Origin of the sequence: Flavobacterium psychrotrophum, assembly GCF_003403075.1 — a bacterium.
Taxonomy (GTDB): domain Bacteria; phylum Bacteroidota; class Bacteroidia; order Flavobacteriales; family Flavobacteriaceae; genus Flavobacterium; species Flavobacterium psychrotrophum.
This window is the reverse complement of record NZ_CP031557.1, coordinates 202997-227870: the sequence shown is the minus strand read 5'-3', so window position 1 is coordinate 227870 and position 24874 is coordinate 202997. Positions and strand designations below refer to the sequence as shown.

The window sequence follows — 24874 nt, the reverse complement described above, 5'->3', positions numbered from 1 at the left end:
GCAAAAATTAATATATTTGTTAAAGGGACTAACCTTACGTTATATAATTAAAAATCAAAAAAACTCTTACTGTCAAAATGTCGAACAGAGCAACCAGAAGAAAAGTAGAAAGAAATCTAACCTCGCGTCAAACAAGAATACCTTCTGAGAAATTGCTCAGTGATCTCAAGTATTCATTTGACGATACTGAGAAACAATACAAAATTTTAAACACTGTAAGCAACGCTCGTTTTACACAGATAAATGGTGAATCATTACCTAAAAGTTACGCCGATATTGGGAAAGGTGGTCAAACATATTTTAATGATGACCTTACCAAAGAAATAAATTGGTATGCCTATGTTATAGAGAGATATTCAGATCAAGTGAATAATTTTCTTTCGCTTGAAAATCAAGTATATTCGAATATTTTAAAAAGCGAATATGTCGAAGCCAAACTATTAATTGAGAAAATTGAGAGCGATATTTGCTATTCTCAATGGTCAATTGAACAAAAATTGATTGTGGCAGAATACGAGAATGGCTTTAAGAAAAATAAAGAGATATTATCCAATACAGTTAGTTCCAAAAATCAAGGTGTTACAAATGTTTTTGCAAAATATCAAAGCATTCGAATAGAAAAAAATTTATCTTTTTTCGCATTCGAGGAGATTATAGAGCCATTCATTCAATTACATTCAGATCTTCTACAAAACCTCTTAAACTATCGGCTGAACTATTTCAAACATTTCCATCAGGGTAATTTTGGTTTTATACTAGCATATTTTAATGGGTATTCAATTATAGATAAATATATATTATTTATAAATATTATCTTGAATGTTGTATCACACAGAGAGCTTGACGAAAAATTAATGAACACAATAAAAGATGCTGTACTAAAACTTAATAAAAAAATTAACGACCCTAGATTAACAAACATTTTAGTTGCCCTTGGTATTACTGAAAAAATCAACCTTAGTAATTACAATTTAAAATATTTAGAAGTCTTAGATTTATACACTGAAGGAAGTTATTTTGAGGCTTCAGAAAAAGCGAAAAGTTTGTTGACAGTAGCTCCCTTATTCTTTGAGATATATGAAGTTTATATTAAATCGTTAATTAACTTAGACCTACCTTTTGATAATTTTTTTAAAGAAAATTCAATAGCCAACCAAACATTATCAGACCTAAACAACATCATTACTAAAAATTCTAACTATGAGGAATCTATAGCTAACGCTTATAAAACATATAACTCAATTGGGCTCAACCCGTGGACTACAAAATATTTCTATTACTTCAATTCTGAACACTCTACTATTGGTGAATTTATAGACATTCAAAAGTTATCAATTCTGTCTTCGGATTATTGCAACCCTGCCATGACCACATTTTTAAAAGAGGATAGTGAAAACTTTTTGAACAAATTGGATGAGATTTACCCTAACTCGCAAGTAGTTCTTTTTTGGAAACGTATAAGTGCTAAATTAGTTTCCGATAGCGAGATTGTGTATGAGAATTATAAGGTAGCGAGTTTTCGAGAAGCTTTCTATAACATAAAGATCGAGGAAGTCAAAGGTAATTATGAGCGCGCTTTTGAAGAATATTGCGCACTTGAAAAAAATACTTCACTGCAATATGAAGTTAATTTAATTCATAATAAAGAGGAAATTATTTTTTCAAAACTAAGATGTCTACTAAATCTTGATCGTTACAGCGAAGCAGTTAACCTTACAGTCGAAAACATTCTTGCTAACAAGAATTTGAAAAACAGGTTATTTAGTAACTTTTTATTAAATAAAATACGCTCGGAGGATCATAATGAGCTATATTTTGATATTGCTACTTCAATTTATCTAAACGAATATTCCATCCTGTTAAATGAAAACGATTTATGGATAGCATATGATGAGTTTATGTGCAATCAAGATCTGAAATTACCTAGGGAATTAGAAAAAAACAAACAAGATTTTAAATCTGAACAATTAATTTACTTCTTAAGATATATTTGTCGACAGGAAGTATATGATTCGTCTCCTTCGTTTGAAAGTCAAGATGAATTAGATAATGAGAGAGTAGAGGTATGTCGTTTACTCTCAGAAATTGACCGCAATAATTTTGAAGACTATATAAATGAAATCGCAGAAATCAACAGAAATCAATTAATTAGGAAAGGAATAAAACAAATTGATGAAAGTAAAATATATGTTGACGTCAACGGAATTAGGACTTCTTTAGATAAAGACATTAGAGAAAGCTTTGAAAGAAGTTTAAATTTATTGAATTTGCCATTAGATCAGATAAAAAAAATAGATGAAAACACAGAGACTATTTTAATACCTTATTACAGTAAAAATACAGAAAATAAGGCTGATTCTATATCCAACATGAAAATCACAAGCTATTCAAGACTTACTCAATTCATTGATATGTTTTCTAAAATTCGTGATAAATTTATTGCCAGTAATGAATTTGGAATTGACACATATCTTAGTATGAGAATTCGACATGGTACTTTACTAGGTGAAATAAGAAGTGTCTTTGAATTATATAATTTGGTTACTAAAAAAGAAGATTCGTCAAATAATTATCAAGAGAACACATATTGGAAGGAAAAGCTCCATTTGAAACCAGCATTAAATGAAATATTCAATTCTAAAATGGCTGATTTTTCAAGTGAAATTGACACCATTTGTAGTGACTTGAAAAATAAAAAAATACAGATTAGAACTGAAAAGAAGAATACAGAAGGATTGTTTGACTATGCTTTTACAGAAAATGAATTTTGGCAGATATTTAGCTATCAAATAGGAGCGATTGACAATTATGAAGAGTTTTTTGATACCGTGATAAGTATTTTATGGGAAAGAACAGAAAAAATTCTTTATAATATTCGAGAACATATCTCAAGTGTTGTTAAAGCCAAAATGATAAAAAATTTATCTGATTTAGCGAGAAATCTTGAGAGCAATTTGGAAAGAAATGAGTATCCAGAATTGAATGAAATTATAAGTAGTATCACAGCTTGTCAAACTGAAATTTCAAATGAATTAGACAAAATATCTTCATGGTTTAAACGCAGTAATAGCAAAACAATAAATGAATTTGAGATAGATCTACCAATCAATGCATCAATAACAATTCTCAAAAGAATTTTTAAAGATTATGGTAATTTAATACCAAAAATTGCAATTGAATGTCCGACTCGTTTTGAAGGTGAATATTTCCCACATTTCACATATATAATGCAAAATCTCTTTCATAATATTTTGAACCATTCAAAATTAAATCCAAGGGAACTATATATTAGTATTAGTGCAAAGTTGGAAGAAAATATCTTGACTATAGAAGTAGAAAATAATTTTTCAGACAAACTTGATTTGGAAGAAATGAATAGCAAAATTGCTGAAACTAAGAAACTCATGCTTCAGAATCATGATAACGAGAAAACGCGTGCTGAAGATGGAACAGGTTATATTAAAATAAGAAAAACACTCGTGATTGACCTATATCGTAAAGATTATATGATCGATATTTTCGAGGTAGATGAAAAGCGGATTTTTAAAACTAAAATTAAGTTTAACATAGATAACCTACAAAAAAACGATTATGAACATATTAGTTATTGAGGATGATCCAAATAAGTCCAAACAGATATTAGATTTTATATCTAAAAATTTATTGGATGCTACGTGTGAATTAAAAAAGTCATATCAATCGGGTTTGAAAGAGGTTTTATCTAAACCTTACGATATTATACTTTTAGATATGCAACTTCCTAACTTTGAAATCAAACCAGGGGAGGATGGGTATAAATTTAGGAAATTAGCAGGCTTCGATATTCTTCGTGAATTAAAGCGTAAAAATATTCAATCTAGGGTGATTGTTGTTACGCAATTTGAAACGTTTGGAGAAGGAGAGTCTTACATAGAATTAGAGGGGCTCAAACATAAATTAAATAACTCCTTTCCTACTCTTTATGTAGATACAGTATTTTATTCTGCTGATAAATCTATATGGCAAAAACAACTTAACGAAATAATAGTAAGAACGATAAGATGATATCAGTATTAATAGCAGACGATAATCAAAATAAAATAAAAAATCTTAGGAAAGTAATAAGTGAAATATCTACCGATATAAACCTTGATACTACAACAAATGTAATCTTTGCAAAAAGAATGATTACGGAAAATCACTATGACTTATTAGTTTTAGATTTAGCGCTTCCAATGCGAGATGGTGACGATCCATTACCAATAAACGGAATAAATTTTTTGGCTGATATTAATAGAGGTTCAGGAAAATTGAAAAGACCATTTCACATTATTGGTTTTTCAGCATTTGATGAACACATTACAAATTTCAAAGAACAGTTTGAAACTGAACTTTGGAGTTTAATTAAATATGATGAAACAAATACTAGTTGGAGAAATCAAATTAGCACAAAAATTCAGTACCTGATAAAATCAAAATCGGACTTAAGCTCTTATAATTCAAAACAATATGATTTTGATTTAGCAATAATTACAGCCCTGCGTAATCCTGAGTTGAACAGCATCCTTAAATTAGAAGCTGATTGGAAAACACTAAAATTAGATAAAGATTCAACCGAATATCACGTTGGAGTATTCACTAAAGAAGATAAGCGTATTAAAGTCGTCGCAGCATCAGCTCCTCAAATGGGAATGGTTGCCGCAGCTGTATTAACTACAAAGTTGTTAACAAACTTCAGACCAAAATATATTGTTATGACCGGAATTGCAGGCGGAGTTAAAGGAATTGGCAATTTTGGAGATATATTGATCAGTGATATTGCTTTCGACAGTGGAAGCGGAAAAATTAAAACTTCTGAACAAGGAGAGCAAGAATTCTCTCCAGATTTTCGATCTATTAACTTGAATGCTGATTTAAAAGAAAGCTTGTTATCTTGCAAGGGTAGTAGAGAATTTTTAAATGAAATTAAATCGAAGTGGGTTTTAAATAATATGTCTTCAGAACTTAACATTCATGTAGGTCCATTAGCGTCAGGTGCCAGCGTTCTTGAAAATCAAAAAGCTTTAGACCAGATAAAAATACACAGTAGAAAATTGATAGGAATTGATATGGAAACATATGGAGTATTTTATGCGGCTGAAAATTTTATAAAACCTAAACCTATAGCTGCATTATCCATAAAGTCTATTTCTGACTTTGGCGATAAGGAAAAAAATGATGATTATCAACCATACGCATCTTACACAAGCGCATCGTTTTTATATTATTTTGCATTGAATAAAATGGATTTTGATATATAAACTATGAGAAATATTTTTCGAGTAATCTTTTGGAATTAAACATTTCTATAGTAATAAAAATGCCATCTAATCACGATGGCCTTTTTTATTACTACTAAATATTATCTATTCAAAATCTTTTCCAAGTAAGCTACCTTATCCTTTTCAGCCTGCACCAATCTTTCATAAAGCTCAACAACTTTATCCATTGGATTAAAAGTTGGCTGTACATTGATAGCGTTAATAGTTGAACTATCGTTGCTAGTAAAAGTATTAGAGATTATGTTTAGAATAGTTTCTTCAGAGAAATTCTTAATACCTTCAGCAGTAACTCCCAAAGCCTTAGCTATTTCTTCAAGCTTAGCATCTTCAACCGTTTCACTATTTTCAATAGCGGAAACTGCCTGTTGGCTAATACCTAAAGCCTGGGCTAATGCTTCCTGTTTCATATCACGTAATTCACGGATACGGCTGATTTTTCTTCCTATGTGGTTTTTAGTTGCTGTGCTCATAACTCAAAGGTATTCAAAATTCTGTAAGAAATATTCGATTGGTAAAACACAAGCCGTAACCGGTAAGATACAATCCGCTATGGTTCGGTACGCTACCATGAGGTCGTTACTTGCTGTGTATAAGCAAAAATAAGCTTTTTCACTGATGTTTCACAGCAAAATTATGTTTTATGGACTATCAAATAAGGATACCGGATCGTATTCCAATGCGGGAGCAATTGGAAAAGATGCTATACGGCCTGCTCACATTTATTGACGCAGGCAGTATATATGTGAGTTGTAAAACCGGACAGCCTGCAATAGTAACAACCATACTAAAAAAGGATTGCAAGCAGCACGGTATAATGTTGGAACGGTTCTCTGAGAAGCTGGCAAGGGAGAATCCCAATACGATATTCAGGTTTTTAGATGAAAAGATTGCCCGAACAGGATTTAAAAAAGGAAGCCCTTTCCTTTTAATGCACTGCTCATTGTCTGAATTGGTATACTATGAACCCAAAGGTAAAGTCTTTCTCCCTCAATATACTAATGTTGAAAGACTGTTAAAAGGGGTCAATAAACAATCTACCGATGACCTTAACAGTGCGACAAGGCAGTTTGAAGCCTACCAAACACATATCTCAAATAACGAGAATGAGAATGCTGCGGTTTCACTGTACAGTGCCATTTGGAGTGTCTACACGTGCTTTGCTGCTTTCTTTACCGGCTACCTTGAAGAGTATTATGAATATCCGGAGTTTGATTATGTGTATGACATAACCAATCATTATGCGCCTGAACTAACGGATATACTGGATGTTCAAACCAAGGATGGAGAAAAAATATTGATTCCACTTCAAGCAGCCTACAATAGTTCTATCAAAAAGCATCCTATCGAGCCTGTAGAAAAATCAGTTCTTGAACAAGCTGAAGCAAAATACCAGCATCTATATGCAGAACTCGAAAACTATTATTACCGGTATTTGGCAGGTACGAAATCAAAATTTAAAGGGTTTAATCAGTCCCTAAATGGCGGTGCTTCGATACTTAAAGAGAAGCTGTCTACAAATTATTTTGTAGACAGCGCGCTTGTCGAAATTTCAGAAATTATCAGAGGCTTTGTAAAAGTCCGAGCCGTCTACTGCTTTGGGTATTCGGTTACCAGTTCCAATAAAAAGCAAAGAGTATTCAGCAAAGAACTACCAGTCTATCATTTTTACCTGCTGGTTTTAAATAGTGAACACCGGCAAAATATCGTACCGGAATTACAGGCTTTGATTAAAAAGAAGTTTAACGGAAAATATACCGTGACCATCCTGCAACATAGGGTGCGGTACCTGCGCAACCAGGCTGCAAACCAAAAGCATTTTATCAATGCTGTAGTACGCAATGGACATGAAGGGTACAACAATCCCGACCATCCCTTCCACGAAATACCCGTGGCAGCTGACAGGGATTTAGCCTTTAGTAAAAACTATTGGGATAACCGCATGCGCTTGGCAGAGGTATTTCTTGCACTGGTTCATACAGAACAACCGATTATTCTTAATGTCCTAATGCAACAGGCGGTGCAGCAGATGACTGTGGGATTAATTGACCTTTTTATGGGCTACCACCCAAATATATATTCCACTAATTACTTAATAAGGCTATTGGATTGCATACCGAAACTACCAAAATTATTTACCAATTCAGAAGAAGATCGAAGGCTTAGTCAACTTCTCTCTGCCAACATTGATATGCTCAAACATAAAAATATCGGACAGGAAACTATTGAGGACAGCAGCAAACTGTTTAAAAAAGCCAAGGATTTTCACGACAAGATACTGGTGATAGGTAACAAAGAATTGGAAAGACTGGAACAAATTACTGTCCAAATTAATGATTAAAGAAACATCTTAAAAAGAAAGTTACCATGAAAAAAGAAAGAAAAAAAGCGATAAAAAAGTTCGTTAATGCAGAGACCAGAATGTGGATGTTTACCACATTAACAGAGGATACAGGTGATGACAGCTTTGAAGCCCGGCTGCATTTTGACAGCTATAGTGACTTGATGTATACGGTTTCAGACCTACTAAAGATTTCCATGCACGCAATGTATCACGATGGAGACACTAATTCAGGCGAGATAGCAGAGCCAGGTTACCATGTTATAAGTGTTTTGAGAATAGCATCCCAACTATTACCCTTGAATGAATCTGAGGTTTTGGACAACTGCCATCGACTCAATTTGAAACTAGAAGAGTTGAAAAAAAGCAAAAGCTAGAAGGTATTTTGTCTAATGAAAAGTAAAGCAATAAATCACAGTAAAAGTTTGGCGACTCACATCAAAAATCGACTCCGGAGATTTTTTAGCCCCCTGCGCAAGGGCAAGTTGTTTTAAGCTGCTGAAGGATTTCAAGCAGCTCAAGACACAACTTGCAATTGCCACGCGGCAATATTTCAGAAATAGTTTTAAAATCGGAAAGGGCATTAAGCCCTTTTTCTTTTGTCCGGAACAAATCATTTTTTCCACAAGGAAAATGTAGTAATAAAATTCAATAAAATAATTGAGATTACTCATTGATGGCAGCCCTGTAGGCTGCCCACCGTAAATTCAGTATCTCATTACTTGGTTTACTTCCCGGATATAAAGCAGGTAAATTTACAGGTTATATAACTAACCTGGTGGCTTGGAAGTAGGTAATAAAACTATAAGCTTTTACAAGTATAAAAGCGGTAAAGCGGGTATATTACCTTCTTCCAATTTTACCAAAAAGCTTCTTTCTAAGGAGTGCGCTTTACAAGTAAAATGTAAAACAATATGGTAATAAGGTAAAAAAAGAACATATCCTACCAAGAACCAATATAGGTCGGCAGCCCTGATGGCTGCCCGCCCGAAAATTCATTTATCAAACATCTTTTATAACCCGTAGCAGCTTACAGAGAATCAAAGCATGCTATAATATTGGCTCAACAGCTGGCGCGCTTGTCAGGGTTAATGTTAAACAGCCTGTCTGCTTATTAGATGTACATATGTTGGGCTGCTGTAAAGCTGGCGAGCCAGCCAGCTGCATTTCTGTACAGTCGTATTGCCAGCGGTAGGTACATATTTAGCTACGTAGCTAAATATGTACCTAAGTAAATGTGTATCTATGTAGGTACGTACACACGTATTTACGTCTTTACGTATTTACGTAAAGACGTAGTTACACATATACCTGTGTATTACTACACATACCTAACTACCTATGTATCTACATAGGTAAATACATACCTACATACATATATGAATAGGTATGTAGGTATGTATAAAAAAAGCAGCCCCGATTTTCAGGGCTGTAGTCATTCGGTTTAATTGAATTGCAGGGCAGCTGCTCCGCTTTTGGCAAAATCCCCGCAGAGGTCAAAGGCTTTTTGCCCCCGTGCCTGAGCCGTACCGCCCAAACAGATACTTTTAAGTTTATCTTCATCCGTCTTAAAGCTGCGTACATTTTGGTAGTAGCCCGTAACGGCATTGTATGCGCCAAACAAAGTGCCTTTGGTGGTTACAAGGCTTTGGGTATCGTCTGCCATAGCGTACTCAAAGGCAGCCTCACAGGCATTTTTATACATGGTTGAAAGTTCCTCGGTAGCCCCTTTCTTTAAAAGGTTGTAGGTTTCTTTGTTCGGGCAAAGTGCCAACTGTATGAGTTGTTTCACCTGCTTATCTTCAATGCGCACATTAGCCCACTCGTTAAAAATGCCCTCTAACTGTAAAGATAGGTTATCGGCAACGCCCATAACTTTATGCGCTTGCTCCAAACGTTCTTTAGCCCCTGCGGTGTGGCGAATGCGCACCACATTGGTGGCGGTTTTCATCGCTGCATTTAATGTGTTTGAACAAACAACCCTTACAGGCGTAAACGCTGCCATAATTGAACCGCTGCCATCGTGGGAGGTGGTCAGGAAAATATATTTCTGTGTTACATCGTCCCCGTTACCCACACGAATATAGCCGGGTAGCTTTGCCGTAATAAATATGCGTTCCCCATTACCAAGTGCTCCTGCGGTTTCGTAAAGTATGCCCTCGCCACCGCCGACAATGGCATCGAAAAAGGCGAACGCATCCACATTCTGTACAATTTGGTAGTCCTTGCCCACCACGCCAAACACGGCTTTGGTATCGGTGCGCATTGTGGCGAACTGGTCAGGGATTGGAAAACTCTCAAAATTGCCTGCACCCTTAGCGAAAATCGGGGCTTTGGCCACTTCGTAGTCCAGGCCTGCAAATGCTATGGCTTCGCGGCTTGTCGGGTAGTCTTGTACTATCTGCCCAAGCCCGTGCCATGCGGGCTGCTTTACGCTCATAAATGCGTGCTGTCCTGTCGCTGTGTTGAAATTTAAATTATGTGCCATAATTTTTTGAATTTAATAATGATACAATCGTTTTGTATCTCCTTCCAGTTCTCTAATCTGATACAGTCCTGCTACGCTTGCGCTCCGCATAACTTTTTCCCAAAAGAAATTCTCATGACTAAACACATTTTTTTAGAGTCACCAACAGGCATGAAAAAGGCATCGCATATCTCAGTACTTTAGTGTATCAAATATTGAGACTATGAAGGCACAAGTAAATTTTCCCCAAGTTATTGAGCGTGGATGTGGTATGGATGTACATCGCGATACAGTCGTAGTTACTGTAATGGGAGTAGGTATAACTGTTGAGACACGTTCTTTCACAACCTACACGAATAGTTTACGCTCCTTGAGAGATTGGCTCATTTCCTTAAATATTACTCATATGGCAATAGAAAGTACCGGGATTTATTGGAAACCGGTCTACAATATTCTTGAGCAGGATTTTGAGGTAATCTTAGTCAATGCCCGCCATGTAAAGAACGTACCGGGCCATAAAACCGATAAGAAAGATAGTCGATGGCTTGCTAAACTTCTAATCAGCGGCCTTTTGAAAGCAAGTTTCATCCCACCAAAAGATATCCGGGATATGCGAGACCTTACCCGTTACCGTAAGAAATTGGTTCAAAATGCAGCAGCTGACCGCAATCGCTTTGAGAAAATATTACAGGATGCAAATTTCAAACTGAGCAATGTTATCAGTGACATTTTTGGTAAATCTGGAACCCTATTAATTAATGCGCTCATTGATGGAGTTGATGACTTTAATCTCCTTTTATCTCTATGCCATGGAAGAATCAAAAAGAAAAGAGAAATACTGTATGAATCTCTTCAGGGAGTACTCACAGATAATCATAAATACATGCTAAATGCTATTCGAACCAATCTTTATAACACTCTGTTAAAAATTGAATCGGTTGATAGCCAGCTACTCCAATTATCACAGCCATATGGTACTGAGTTAGAATTATTAAAGACTATGCCAGGACTCAATCAAATTAGTGCTACGATGTTGTTGTCGGAAATTGGAGTTGACATGAGTCGTTTTCCAACGGTTAATCACCTTGCATCATGGGCTGGAATATGCCCGGGCAATAATGAGAGTGCCGGCAAAAGCCGCTCTTCAAGAACTAACCAAGGCAATCAATACATCAAACCAATTTTAGTCGAGTGTGCCTGGGCTGCCTCTCATGTTAAAAACAGCTACCTAAAGAAAAAATATGAAAGTTTAATAGGCAGACGTGGCAAAAAGCGGGCATTAATCGCAGTAGGACATAAAATGCTTAATGCAGCATATTACATCATCAGGGACAAAGTCCCGTATCAGGATTTAGGATATGAATATCTTGACTCTCGGAAAAAGCAAAAACAGATACAGTCATACATAGACAAATTAAAGGACTTAGGGGTAGATATTGAAATCCCTAATATCCAATAAGGTCGTGGTTTATTGGTGGTGTATAGTACAACCCCGACAAAGAAATTGACCTCAAGCGCCATGTACAAACAGTTGTTGCCAAGAGCACGCAGAAGAAAATATTACCTTCAGGCGTTTTTATTAATGTGTTTATGTCAAAGAACATCTTTCTTTCAATTAATTTTTTTTCAGAAGAAAACCGAAAAAAGAAAGCAATAACAAGGTGCAGGCAATACGGAAAAAGCAAAAGGAAACGGAATAAGTCCCAAGGGGTGGGTTTGTGAGTGAGCGAGCAAAGCCATTATGCCGTAGTCTTTTGTCTTTTTTTGGATTGACAGCAATACCTTCGCTTGCTTTTATCGGTTTACTAGGGAAAAGTTTCTTTTCTAAACCTATCAAAGCCAACCAATGCCATAAATCGCCGGAAGCGATTTTCAATGAAAGCAATTAGTATCTTCATTCCGATACTGGCAAAAAAATAAAAAGGGATAAAAGGTGGACGATAATAGCACACATAAAAAGCATAAAGGCGGCAGGCATCCTAAAGATGACCGTGCTACCTTCCGCTATTCCATCAGCCTGACAGCTGCTGAAAATGCAAAGTTTTTGACCTTGTTTGAGCAATCGGGCATGAACGTCATGGCCCATTTTATTACTGCCTGTATTTTCCAAAAGACCATTACCACTGTAAAAATTGACAAGGCCGCAATGGACTACCATGTAAAACTAACGGGACTGTTCGCACAGTTCCGCGCCATTGGTGTCAATTACAACCAGTTAATTAAAATGCTTTATAACAACTTTACCGAGAAGAAAGCCGCAGCAGCTTTATATAAATTGGAAAAGCAAACCATTGAATTTGTTGCCGTTAGTAAAAAGATTATTGAACTTACCACTGAATTTGAAGTGAACCATCTGAATAAGTAAGCTATGGTAGCGAAAATCGGTAGGGGTAAAAGTTTGTTTGGAGCCTTATCCTACAATATGGATAAAGTAAAGGCTAATACCGCAACGGTATTGGCAGGCCAGAAAATCATAGAATCACTGGACGGCTCGTTTACTATTCCACAAATCTCGAACTCATTCCAGGCATACCTTGTCGCCAACCGGAAAACAGAAAAGCCGGTGGTACATATCTCACTCAATCCAGATCCTGATGACCAGGTAAGCAGCAACGACTATAAATCTATTGCTAAGGATTACATGGAAAAAATGGGCTATGGCAAGCAGCCGTTCATAGTATTCAAACACAATGATATTGAGCGCAGCCATATCCATATTGTAACAGTTTGTGTGGACGAAGAGGGAAGGAAAATCTCCGATGCTTTTGAAAAACGAAAATCTATGGCAGCTTGTAGGGAACTCGAACGAAAGTACAACCTGAAAAATGCTGTTGAAAAGAAGCAAAACCGAACCGAACCTATTTTTAAGCCAGTCAACTATAAAGCAGGTGATATCAAAAGCCAGATGGCCTCGGTTATCCGCTATCTGCCCAAATACTACCAATACACCACACTCGGCACTTATAACGCGCTACTATCATTGTTCAACATCACCGCTGAAGAAGTCAAAGGACTGTACAACGGGACAGCCCGGCAGGGGCTGGTCTATTTCGCACTAAATGAAAAAGGAGAAAAGGCAAGCAATCCATTCAAGGCTTCACTGTTCGGAAAAGGTGCGAGTTATATTGAACTACAATCGCATTTTTCAACATCTAAAATGCAACTGCAAAAAAGCCCAAGCAGGTCAGCACTCAAAGTTAGCATTGAAAAGGCAATATTGGCAACCAAAAATGAAAATGAGTTTAAAGCACGTTTGAAAGAAGCGGGTATCAATACGGTTGTCCGTCGTACAGCCGATAACCGAATATACGGCATTACATTCATTGACCATAAATCCCGTTCGGTATTGAACGGGTCGCAGCTTTCTAAAAACCTTAGCGCAGGCGTTTTCAACGACTGGTGGAATAACGGTAACAAACCGGAAATTCAGTTAAAAAATGAAGCTAATGAAAAATTAGTCAATACTCATCCTGTAGTTGGAAATATCACTGCTTCAGAAAATGAAAGTATAAATCCAAACCTCTCGGAAGCTGCCAACGATATGGCGGATATTTTTGGCGGTTTGCTGCCACAAACGAAAGGCGAAGATTATGAAGAGGAAGCATTTGCATGGCAAATGAAAAAGAAATCAAAAGGATTGAGGAGATAGCCGGACTATCTCACGAGAACACCCTGCCGTTTTACAGCGGAGCGACGAAGGAGCATAACTGTAAATTGGCAATACCGAACTAGAACTAGAAGGCTTTCCCGACAGAGGAAGGGAGTGCCTTTTAGTTTAATCTGGTTTATAATTATGACAAAGAAAGTCATACTATTCCATACTTAGTCTATTAGTCATAGTCAATAAAATAGATGCCTACATTGAATATAATGTTACTTAAACCGTAATGGCGTTATAAGAAATGGAGGTGAAATATGAAAGGACAAAAACAGAAAAAAGTTACGATTTTCGGAAAATCATTATATGGATTTTCCGAAAATCCACAGTTAACTCCCGGTAAAATACATGATATTAACACTGAAATTGAGCAACATAAAGAACGGGATTTCGTAAATTTGATGGTTGACATCATTGTCTCTATGACACTAAAACAATTATATGAAGAGGGCGATTAGGTATTTAAGGTTTAGCCAACTTGGGCAAAGCAACGGTTCTATTGAAAGGCAGGAAATGTATACTGACCAATACCTGCAATACAACAACATTCAACTGGTGGATACCTTTATCGACAGGGGTAAAAGTGCCAAGACTTTTGACCGCCCGGACTTCATAAAATTACAAGCCTTTATAGCCAAGCACTACAAATCGGTAGACTATCTGCTAGTTGACCAGCTTGACCGTTTCAGCCGTGATGCAGGTGAAGCCATGAACATGGTAAAGCAGTTCCAAAGAAAATACAGTATACAAATCATTAGCGTTACCGAAGGCATAATCTTCGACTACGACACCCCCGGTAGTTTCTTCAGGGCAGGCCTACAATTACTGCTTGCCGAAGAGGATAACATTAACCGCAGTATAAAAGTGCGTGGTGGCCTGTATACAGCCCGTGCAAAAGAAGGGCGTTTCCTTACCCGTGAAAAACCTTTTGGCTATGTAAAAGTTGGGGAAGGTAAACAACGTCACCTCGAAGTAAATGAACTTGAAGCAAAAGTCGTGCGCCAAATCTATGATATGTTCCTGCGGGATGTCCCACTGTATAAAATCAAAGAAGCAGCCTACAAATTGGGGTTTGACAGAAAAGGGAATATGGCTGTGGACCGTGTATTGGTAAATCCTGTTTATGCGGGGCTTGTACGGGTTGAACCGTTCAAAGATTTACCGGGAGGGCTTTTCCCAGCCGTACATGAGCCTATCGTCGATAAAGCGACTTGGCAGATGGTACAATCCAAAATGAAAAAAGCGGACAAGGTTAAAGTCGTTGTCGATGATGAAATACCATTACGTGGCGTAGTAAAATGCCATTGTGGCGTACCGCTTACGGGAGCACCATCAAGGGGTAAATCAGGCAAATACTTTTACTACTACAAATGCAAGCATTCAAAACACAATAACATTAGTGCTATTAAAGCACATGAACAATTCCTGAATGCCTGTAACCTTATGAGCATCCCTGAAAAGAAAATAAAAGAAATCCGAAATGACTGTTATACTTCTATTGAAGAGGAAATGAAAAACAACAGGAAAAAAGCCGTTGAGAAGAAACGTGAACTGGAAGAGGTAAAGCAACGCTTACACGCTGTCGAGGAAAAATGGTTTAAAGACGAAATAAACAAAGATACTTACGACAGGTGGTATTCAACCTACAGCGACCACATATTGAGCCTTACAGCGGCCGTTGAGCGGTTGAGTATAAATCCGGATAAAGCTTTTGAACTACTGGATAACAATCTTGGTATGCTGAGCGATGTGCGTTATATCTATGACAAGGCTACAACATTGCAGAAACGTGAGTTTGTAAACAAGGTGTTCGACGGCAATTTGTACTATCAGGAGGGTATCTATCGAACACCTACGATGCTCGACCTTTTATCTCACAATGCCAGTAAAATGGAGGAAAAGGGGTACTTGATATACAATAAAAAAAGGGATAATCTTTCGACTATCCCTCAAAGTGGGCGATGAGGGATTCGAACTTTACCAGTCAGACCCGCGTCATTGCTGTATTTTTTAAATTTCCAAAAGCATTATTGCCATGAAATTGCCACAATTCACCTTAAATCCTTTAAAACATTGCCTGCTCTAAAATCAGAAAACATAGATAATTCAATACCATATCTTTTACAAAGATACTATTATTAGTAACATTTTAAAATGAAATTTAAATCCTGTATACAATTTACTATCAACAATTTGCTCAACTTAAAATTAATAATAATAGTCATAAAGAATATCCTTCAAGCAGACCCGTTTGTTAGAGATAATATCATATCCATAATCGTCATAGAAATCTGAGACCTCACTTTTCCACGATCGTAATTCTTCATCGATCATGTTAACATGGGAAAGCATATTATAATATGAAACTTTTTCGTTTACAGATTTACTACCAAGTAAAAGCTCCTTTATTTTTGCTTTAAATGTCCCATCTTTTCTTAGTCTGTCAATTAAAGGAATTATAAAGTATCTGTGATAACCATAAACCTCATTTGGATTTAAAAGAGCATCATTTAAGAAATCAACAAGGTTATCTATATCTCTAAATAAAAATTTTAAACTAAAATTAACTTCGTAAGTCGTGTAGATCTTTTTACCAACGAGTTTGTCAAATATTTTTTTCAGTTTCAAATCATTTGGCCACCCATTACAAAGTGCCATTATCCTACCCTGATGAATATGCATATAATCATTGATATTGCTAACAATCTTGTAAACATAATTATCATTTTTAAAATTTAATCCTAATAATTTCCCCGCTAAGATCTGATTACTATGATTTGAATCCTCTAGTAAGCGTATAAGGATACTTCTCAAAATTGAACTTTCAGGGGCTGTTCTGCTTAAAAAATTTATCAGATTTTTATCCTTAATAGCGTCAGCATTTTCAGAAATATATTCCATGATATAATGATAGGACGGTGAAGATTTGACCGATTGCTGAGCGAAAAATCCCCAAGTTTCTTCCATGTTTCTTGAACCTGGGTGTTTGAACATTATCTTGAAATCTTTCTGGACTATCGATATAAAATAATCAAAATTTTCAATAATCGATTTTATTATCAATGTACTTGTACTTCTGTGTAACCTATGCCCATAAAAAATATCAACAGGTCGAGCTTTTTCTTTAGTAGTGCTATCATCATTTTCCAACAAAAAATACTCATCCAATTTTTTTGAAATCAAAAAACCCATAAAGGCAATGTTACGTTGTATCTCGTGATCAAAGCCACGCCCAAATACTAATGGTCGACTTAAGCTGACTATTTTATCAGGGTCAGTTTCCTTGATATGATTAAACAAAGATATCGCCATATCAGCTTTTATTTCATGATCGCCTTCTTCGGAGAAGGAACCGAAATTGTAAGCTATTTTAGAAGGAAAAGAAGGTAAATCGTTAACCTCGTATATTATTAATAATCGAAGTTCATTTGGCAAAGGAAGAGATTTTTTTAACTGCTTAAACCCTTTATCTAAATCCTTATAATACTGACTGGCAATGATAAAAATATCTTTATTTTTATCAATCTCTTTAAATATGAATGATTTTACATCTGGATTAGAACTATAATTCTTAGCTATTTCTTCAATAGCGATGTTATAGGATCCAAAAACATCTTGCGGGATTAAATGGATTTCTTGTAAAAGTTTACTTAGAATATTTTCTTCAAAATATTTACTATCGAGTTCTATTAGCGGAGCAATCGCACGTTCTCTAAAATAGGCTTTTCCAGTAAATACAATTTTTTCTAAGATTTCAATCGCTTCTTTTTTCTCATTTATATCAAAAACTTTTGGAACAAAATGTGCCGCCGCCGCTGTGTTATTAGGAGATGAAGTCCTAAAGTATTCTTTTAGCTTTAATTTGATGTCGTGATCACCAGGCCATCCTTCTAGCAAAGCCATTAAATGCCAGTGTGAAATTCCCGATTTTGGCAAATCACTAAGAATACGTTTCTTCATTTCCTCAGTATTAATGAACATACCTACAAATGCTATTTCATTATCTATGTGATTATATTTATTCATTTTTTTAGACAACCATTCGCTTACAGCAGGCATTTGATCTTTCTTGCCCTTAAAGTAGAATGGCAAATGCCGAAACATATCATGTCTCTCGGCGTTAATAAAAGGGAACTCATTTTCAAATTCTTTATTGACCTGAGCAATAATTTGCTTATCGTTGTTGAAACAGTGGAACAAAACTTTCCAGGCTATTTCTCTGTCAATAATACCTTTGCCATATCTTTCTTCACTTCGAACAGATTTTAGTAGTTTATTTTTCAAAATCTTACTTCTTGCATATCCGTCGATTAATAGATCAATTGCCTCATCTTTTAATTGGTAGGGTACATTATTTACAGCATATAAGACACTTTCTAAATCATCTTCAGAATGTTCCTTATGGAAAATTTTATATTTATGGAGAAATAACTGTACTTCTGGAGATGAGTCAATTATATAATTTAGCGCTGTATCAAGTTTTTCCTTTTCTAAATCGCTGGCAATTATACTATTTATTGCAAACGCTAAGATTTCCGAATTACGGCAATTTAGAATCAGATCATACATAAAACTAAAAATACCATCTGACTTAATGTGTTTTTTCAAAGCATTAGACACATCATATTTTACCTGTATAGTTCCGTTAATTAGTCCAATTTTTAAAAATTCAATCTGTTCTGGTAGTAAGGTTTCCAGATTTCTTAATAAGACAATCCTATTATCTTTATATCTTACTTCATAGGGGAAGAATTGATTGAGAAAATCCTGAGTTCTTTCTGCAAGTCGTCCATTTTGAAGTGTTGCCAATATGCGTCTCAACAGAGCTTCCTTAAAAGAAGAATCTGTTTCATAGATAAAATCTTTCGTAATAGAATCAAATCCATTTTTTATTATTTCTGTGGGCGCGTTTTCAATATTTATAGCTATTTCATAAGAAATCAGAGTCAAGTAATTCTTTTCATATATTTTATGATTACTACTTTTAAGTGACTCAAAGAAACTGCCATATTTTTTTACTTGCTTTTGAGGAATGAGTCCAAATAAATTAACAACTACCTGATGAAATGAAGTATTAGCTCCATATTCTCTGATAAAATTATTGGTGTATTCTTCATCTGATTCAAATAAAAATTGTGCAGCCAAAAATTCCTGAAATTGTTTGTGGCTAAATGCGATTTCATCCGTTGACTTTTCTATTATGATGCCAAAATTATTCGCCCCTACGTCGATTAGCTCCTTACTCTTTAATTTTGCTTTGGCTCGATCATAATCTGTGTACGTTGTCAAATAATTTTCAATTGCTTTCTGCGCCTCAATCTTTGGCACTACACCATCGTTGCTCTGTACTTGAATATATTTTGCCAATTCGCAGAATATTTCTTTAAAGTCTATGTCTTCGTTGATGTTTTGCACGATTCCTGCATCCATCACTCGTTTCGCAGGGTGCTTATTAATTAAATACTGAGTGATTTCTTTAAGCGCATCTAATTTATTTCTTGGCAAGACCGAATCTCGCATTTTTTGAATTATTAGAATACTCAGCAACAATGGTGTTTCGGCCAATTTGCTTAAATCACCGGCCTGATTTAACTCTCTTATAAAACCCTCAGATTGTCTTTTAGAAAAATTTTCATCGGTGATACTGTTTTGTAGTGAAGCCCATTTGTTATGCCATCTTTCAATAAACTCTTTTTGTTGCGCTCTAGAGAAGCCGGCTAAGTTTAATACTTTAAGATTTGTAAAGTAATCTTTTAATAATTTAAAGCCGTATGGCCTGCTAGAATAGAGTATTTTACAGTCAAACAAATCTCTTGTAATCTCTATTCTTTTGATAGCAAGTTGAGCAGACGAGATACTATTCCATTCGTCTATGCCGTCAATAACCAAGAAAAGGCGCTCATCGTCGAGAGCATCTTTGGCAAGATCATAAAGATATTCTTTACCATTACCTTTAAACCAAAGCTTGAGTATTTCAGAAATACTTAGAGTGTCATCCTGACTAAGGTGTTTCGTTATAAAAGCAAATGGCAACCAAATTGGTAGGAGCTTTCCATACTGCTGAGAGATATTCGCCAACTTTGGATTTGTGCTCAATATATCTAAAACCAGATATCTCAACAGTGTACTTTTTCCTGCTCCAGGATCACCGATAATTATATTTTTGTTACTTTCAATTAATGCATCATCGATTTTTATTCTAATATCAATTCTACTTGAATCTAAAGATTCATCAATTTTACTTTTTTTAAACCGTGAGAGAATTCTAACTTCATCATATCTTTCATCATCATAATTATACTGGTCTAATTCGAAACTATTATTAGAATCAGAATCATTAGAATTTTCGGCTACATTTTCCCATTGTGCATTGTCGACTGTAGAAAAAATATCCGGAAGAATGAATCGGTCTTGGATTGTATAAGGGTGATTTAATTCTTTAATAGGAATACCCGGATCTTGTAGATTAAAAATCGTCGAATAGAAGATATAAAGTTCTTTTCGATAATTACGCATTTTAAATGCATCAAATTTCTTGGATTTCGAAATCTCTTGAAGTGCGGGCTCACCATTGAATTTTTTTACCCATGCAGATCCAAAAAAATCAAAAACGATTTGTGGATGATTTTTTAAGTGTCTCGATAGTTGCATTTTGTCCCATTTATGTAAGGTAATCCCGTCTTTTTCCAATTCTGTTTTAAGTTCCTCGAACTTATCCTGAATCTGTGTTTTATTCCATTCGCAGGAAGTACACAAATAAAAATCGTTACTCTGAGAAAAGAATTTTTGTGTCCTAAAATACCCCACGGCTTTTTCTAGATCATCAACCTCAAATTTTTGATACCTTTTACACTGGTAACTACTGTAGTTTCCGCTTGCTTTACGGGCAAAAATGTCGATTCCTCCTTGTGCTTGTCCTTTGATGCCGTAAATCTCACAATCATCTATGGAAAAATCTAGTTGGACTACAGATAAACACAATTTCTCAAAATCCTCCCATGATAATTTTTCTAATGGAAGTTCTTGTAAATTGGTTTCAATAGGAGGCTCGATATAATTTTCTACAGGCGTATGTAAATAATTAATATTTATCATAAAAATTTTTATTGGTCGGTTTAAATAATAGTAACTAAGTATTTGTATGTTAAGTCCTTTGATATTAGTAATTATTGTATTTTGAAATACTCCTTGATATATTCTTCCTTGGTTAGATATTGTTGTTCAGTATTTTGCCACTCTAAATTTTCAGGATTCTGTTGCGCATTCAGACACTTCATATGGTTAGATATAAGCGTCTTTTGCTGACTTTTATAAAGCTTATGAGTTGTCGCAAATAGTAATTCCAAATTATGGTCAACCACATTAGGGGGAAAAACAATGTTAACCCCCATGTATCCAGTTTGAACACTAGGGAACATAACACCTCTCACATCCGGATGTTGTAAGACTAGCTCAGTGTAAGCAGCGGCTATTTTATAATCATTATGGGATTTTGTTTTTCTCGCAAACTGTTCACTTATAAATATTAAAAAATCAGTATAGAATTCTAAGTCATCTGCTCCGGCTTCTTTTGCAAATTCCGTCTGTTTCTCAAAGGCTTTTTTTATGTCTGGATTTATTTTTATTGCTTCAGCAGCAAATACCACTTCAACAACTATAATTTCTGATTTATTCTCCCAACGGCTAATGGTGTAAAGTTCCCCTTCAAGATTGTGACCTTCTGGATCCTGAAATAATTTTGAAGTTTCAGCAATTGCCGTCGCCCGGGGTTTATCCAAAACTGACGATTTTATAGCACCGTAGAACATAGGTTCATGAGGTTTATTTGCCCTTCCAAATTCCGTTAAGTAATTGTCAATTACGTTTTGGTCTTTGATATAAGTTAATTGGTCTGCGCTTGTAAAAAGATCGTTTCCAATATTCTTTCTTGCGCGGTCTACGGTAGCGTATTGATGCAGTTTCGCTAGGGGTATGGGAATCTTTCTAACGGAATTTTTTAAAAGTTCCATAATGTAATTGTAATCAACTTCGTGAAGTTGTAACGATATTTCTTCCAGTCTTTTTAGCGCTTCTCTATTTGTCATTGAAATTTGGCTTTCTTAGCGTAAATATATTTATAAAGTATTTCATTTTTAAATAATAGGAAATGAAATACTTTAAAAACTATTGTTATTATAATATAAATAAACTTCACTTTTGTTACTTGTTCTTATCTTAGTCCTTTTTTCGTTTGCGCTTTTTAAAATGTGTATTAAATCCCTGCGCTGCTCATAATTATTTCTACTTTCATAAGTATATCTAAAAAGTTAGTTATATCAGAGATACTTATTAAATCTGTGATCTTCAAGCTTTTTGCATCGAATTCCTTACCGGTGACACTCCAGTTAAAAATAGATTTTGAAACGTATAAAGGCTTGCTAGTCCTGATGAGAATGTCTTATAATTGCCTTTATATTCGGGATCTCAGATTCAGTATATATAGGTATTGAAAACTATAGACTATTTGATTATAATAATTGTAGGAGTGAATTAAAAGCATTAGGTTTGAAACGTAATTATTCTCATAACAACATTTTAAATATGAAGAACGAAGCTCATGCAAGAATCAAAATAAACCAATTGCTTAATGAAGCAGGATGGCGATTCTTTGACACTGAGCAAGGTACTTCAAATATAGTGTTGGAAAATCATGTCAAGATAACTCATAGTGATATTGATGAATGGGGTAATGATTATGAAAAAGTAAAAGGAGGATCATTGGATTTTCTTCTTCTTGACAGTAATAATAAGCCTATTTGCGTTTTAGAAGCAAAAAAAGAGCGGCTTCATCCACTGATCGCGAAAGAGCAAGCAAGGAAATATGCTAATACTGTTGGAGCTCAATACATAATTCTCTCCAACGGAATTGTTCATTATCTATGGGATTTGAAAAAAGGAAATCCTAAACCGATTTATAAGTTTCCATCGCCTAATGAAATCGGAGCCATTAAAAATTGGAATCCAGATAGAAATTCCTTAGCTACAGAAAGTGTAGAAATCGATTATATAGCTTCAATACAGATGCCTGACTATGCTGAAAGACCTGGATGGAGAGGAAATATTGGGGATAGCAGTGAGTTTATTTGGGCTTATGGACTACGCTTTTTACGTTACTATCAGTTAAATGCGGTAAAAGTACTTCAAAAAGCGGTAACAGATGGGAAAGACCGTTTTCTATTTGAAATGGCCACAGGTACGGGAAAAACATTAACTTCCGCGGCAGTTATAAAATTATTTCTCCGTACTCAAAATGCTAAACGTGTTTTGTTTTTAGTGGATAGAATCGAATTAGAAGATCAAGCGCTGAAGGATTTTAGAAATTACTTGAAACCGGATTATACAACTTATATTTTTAAACAGCATAAATCAGATTGGCATAAGGCGGATATTATTGTCACAACTATCCAATCATTATTATTTAATAACAAATATCGTGATCTTTTTAAACCTACGGATTTTGATTTTATAATTTCTGATGAGTCACATCGTTCCGTTTCTGGTAACTCAAGAGCCGTATTTGAATATTTTAACGGATATAAATTGGGATTGACAGCTACTCCAAAAGATTACCTTAAAGGTGTTGATATTGAGAGGGTAAGGCAGAATGATCCAAGAGAAATTGAAAGAAGAATGTTGCGAGATACATACACAACCTTTGGTTGTGAGAGTGGCGATCCAACATTTCGCTATACTCTTTTAAACGGTGTTAAGGATGATTATTTAAGAAATCCAATAGTTGTAGATGCACGAACTGAAATTACAACCAAGCTTTTGTCTGATGAAGGTTATGCAATAGTGCTTAATTCCGTCGAAGACGAAGAAACAGAAATTTTTGTATCCAGAGACTTTGAAAAAAGATTTTTTTCTCAAGAAACAAATAGTGTTTTTTGCAAGACCTTTTTAGATAATGCTCTACGTGATCCAATTACTAATGAAATTGGAAAAACAATTATTTTTGCAGTAAGTCAAAATCATGCACGAAAAATTACTGAATTATTAAACGAGTTGGCGGAACAAAAATTTCCTAACAGATATAGTTCTGACTTTGCAGTTCAGGTAACCTCTCAAGTTGGAGATGCACAACAAATGACCACTAATTTTTCCAACAATAATTTAAATGGAAGATCCAATTGGTTAGACGGATATAAAACTAGTAAAACTAGAGTTTGCGTTACTGTTGGGATGATGACCACAGGTTATGACTGCCCCGATTTATTAAATATTTGTTTGATGCGACCAATATTTAGTCCATCTGATTTTGTACAGATTAAAGGACGCGGAACTCGTAAAAACACTTACTCACATAAATTCAAAAATGAACTGAATGAAGAAGAGATCATTCAACACGATAAAAAGAATTTTAAACTTTTTGACTTCTTTGCAAATTGTGAATATTTTGAAGAGAGGTTCGATTATGATGAAGTTATAAAATTACCGAAGCCAAAAGATAGAACAGTTATAGATTCTGATGGAACTATCATCATTGACAAATATATTAGTGATCTTGAGGACCTTTTGGTGGTAATGGAAGAAACTCCAATCGGACTTGATGGAATGAAGATTGACCGAATGCTATTTCAAAAATTTGAAGATAGAATTGTAATGGATAATATTATCAAAAAAAATGTTGAACTAGGAAACTGGGAACTAGTTTTAAGTCATATTCAAAATGAGATATTGGACAAACCGGATGAGTATTTTAATATTGAAAAGCTACGAAAAGCTACGAAAATAGACCGTAAGGTTTCTATCCGTGAAATGGTAGAGAAAATATTTGGCATCATACCAAAATTCAAATCAAAGGATGAAATGCTAGACGAAGAATTCGATAAGTTCATTTCTATATTCCCACCTGAAGAAGATGTAAACATTAGGGCGCTACAATATTTTTTTAAAGCATATATCGTAGATCAAGATATTCGGAAAATTATCGAAACAAAAGACTTCCATGCTTTGCAAACGCATCCTACGCTAACTATTTCTCAATTTAAAGATGTGGCCACCAAGTATAGAGAAGTGATTCCTGTTTATATTAATGATTATATTAAATTAGAGGACTTCGCGGCTTAATT

Annotated in this window: 16 protein-coding genes; 11 read left to right on the top strand and 5 right to left on the bottom strand. The window is 35.1% G+C overall.

All coding sequences use genetic code 11. The annotated features are described in order from the left end of the window. The first annotated feature begins 77 nt into the window (after positions 1-77). Genes DYH63_RS00970 through DYH63_RS00960 form a run of 3 tightly spaced genes read left to right on the top strand, consistent with a single transcriptional unit; the run spans position 78 to position 5279 of the window. Positions 78-3611 (top strand): hypothetical protein, encoded by a 3534-nt coding sequence (locus tag DYH63_RS00970; protein ID WP_116787019.1) that lies wholly within the window; start codon positions 78-80, stop codon positions 3609-3611. Beyond that, complete coding sequence (locus DYH63_RS00965; protein WP_116787018.1) at positions 3592-4044, top strand: response regulator; 453 nt, start codon at positions 3592-3594, stop codon at positions 4042-4044. The genes DYH63_RS00970 and DYH63_RS00965 overlap by 20 nt, the downstream gene beginning before the upstream one ends. Then, positions 4041-5279, top strand: coding sequence for a phosphorylase family protein (locus DYH63_RS00960; RefSeq protein ID WP_116787017.1), 1239 nt, complete (start codon positions 4041-4043; stop codon positions 5277-5279). Before DYH63_RS00965 ends, DYH63_RS00960 begins: the two co-directional genes overlap by 4 nt. A gap of 101 nt (positions 5280-5380) precedes the next feature. On the opposite strand, the gene DYH63_RS00955 is transcribed toward DYH63_RS00960, so the two are convergent. Beyond that, a complete protein-coding gene (locus tag DYH63_RS00955; protein ID WP_116787016.1) occupies positions 5381-5770 on the bottom strand; it encodes a helix-turn-helix domain-containing protein in 390 nt (129 codons plus the stop codon). A gap of 170 nt (positions 5771-5940) precedes the next feature. Between DYH63_RS00955 and DYH63_RS00950 the strand changes: the two genes are divergently transcribed. Then, positions 5941-7638 (top strand): hypothetical protein, encoded by a 1698-nt coding sequence (locus DYH63_RS00950; RefSeq protein ID WP_116787015.1) that lies wholly within the window; start codon positions 5941-5943, stop codon positions 7636-7638. A gap of 26 nt (positions 7639-7664) precedes the next feature. Then, positions 7665-8015, top strand: coding sequence for a hypothetical protein (locus DYH63_RS00945; protein ID WP_116787014.1), 351 nt, complete (start codon positions 7665-7667; stop codon positions 8013-8015). A gap of 1067 nt (positions 8016-9082) precedes the next feature. Here DYH63_RS00945 and DYH63_RS00935 read toward each other — a convergent pair. After that, positions 9083-10126 carry a DUF932 domain-containing protein gene (locus DYH63_RS00935; RefSeq protein WP_116787012.1) on the bottom strand — a complete coding sequence of 348 codons (1044 nt, stop codon included), beginning with the start codon at positions 10124-10126 and terminating at the stop codon, positions 9083-9085. 202 nt (positions 10127-10328) lie between these two features. Here DYH63_RS00935 and DYH63_RS00930 point away from each other — a divergent pair, with 202 nt between their 5' ends. Next, complete coding sequence (locus tag DYH63_RS00930; RefSeq protein ID WP_116787011.1) at positions 10329-11564, top strand: IS110 family RNA-guided transposase; 1236 nt, start codon at positions 10329-10331, stop codon at positions 11562-11564. Between the two features lie 156 nt (positions 11565-11720). Here the strand turns inward: DYH63_RS00930 and DYH63_RS21200 are convergent, their stop codons facing one another. Next, positions 11721-11981 (bottom strand): hypothetical protein, encoded by a 261-nt coding sequence (locus DYH63_RS21200; protein WP_162926879.1) that lies wholly within the window; start codon positions 11979-11981, stop codon positions 11721-11723. Between the two features lie 57 nt (positions 11982-12038). Here DYH63_RS21200 and mobA point away from each other — a divergent pair, with 57 nt between their 5' ends. The 4 genes from mobA (at position 12039) to DYH63_RS00910 (ending at position 15728) form a co-directional block, all read left to right on the top strand. Beyond that, on the top strand, positions 12039-12470 hold the full coding sequence (mobA, locus tag DYH63_RS00925; protein WP_116787010.1) for a conjugal transfer protein MobA: 432 nt from the start codon (positions 12039-12041) through the stop codon (positions 12468-12470). 3 nt (positions 12471-12473) lie between these two features. Then, positions 12474-13754 (top strand): conjugal transfer protein MobB, encoded by a 1281-nt coding sequence (mobB, locus tag DYH63_RS00920; protein WP_116787009.1) that lies wholly within the window; start codon positions 12474-12476, stop codon positions 13752-13754. A gap of 266 nt (positions 13755-14020) precedes the next feature. Beyond that, on the top strand, positions 14021-14221 hold the full coding sequence (locus DYH63_RS00915) for a hypothetical protein (RefSeq protein WP_116787008.1): 201 nt from the start codon (positions 14021-14023) through the stop codon (positions 14219-14221). Next, complete coding sequence (locus DYH63_RS00910) at positions 14205-15728, top strand: recombinase family protein (RefSeq protein WP_116787007.1); 1524 nt, start codon at positions 14205-14207, stop codon at positions 15726-15728. Before DYH63_RS00915 ends, DYH63_RS00910 begins: the two co-directional genes overlap by 17 nt. 243 nt (positions 15729-15971) lie before the next feature. Here the strand turns inward: DYH63_RS00910 and DYH63_RS00905 are convergent, their stop codons facing one another. Beyond that, complete coding sequence (locus tag DYH63_RS00905; RefSeq protein ID WP_116787006.1) at positions 15972-20858, bottom strand: NACHT domain-containing protein; 4887 nt, start codon at positions 20856-20858, stop codon at positions 15972-15974. 71 nt (positions 20859-20929) lie between these two features. After that, positions 20930-21847 carry a hypothetical protein gene (locus DYH63_RS00900; RefSeq protein ID WP_116787005.1) on the bottom strand — a complete coding sequence of 306 codons (918 nt, stop codon included), beginning with the start codon at positions 21845-21847 and terminating at the stop codon, positions 20930-20932. Between the two features lie 496 nt (positions 21848-22343). On the opposite strand from DYH63_RS00900, the gene DYH63_RS00895 reads away from it, so the two are divergent. Further along, entirely contained in the window at positions 22344-24872 is a 2529-nt protein-coding gene (locus DYH63_RS00895) for a DEAD/DEAH box helicase family protein (protein ID WP_205528272.1), read from the top strand. Positions 24873-24874 lie beyond the last annotated feature (2 nt).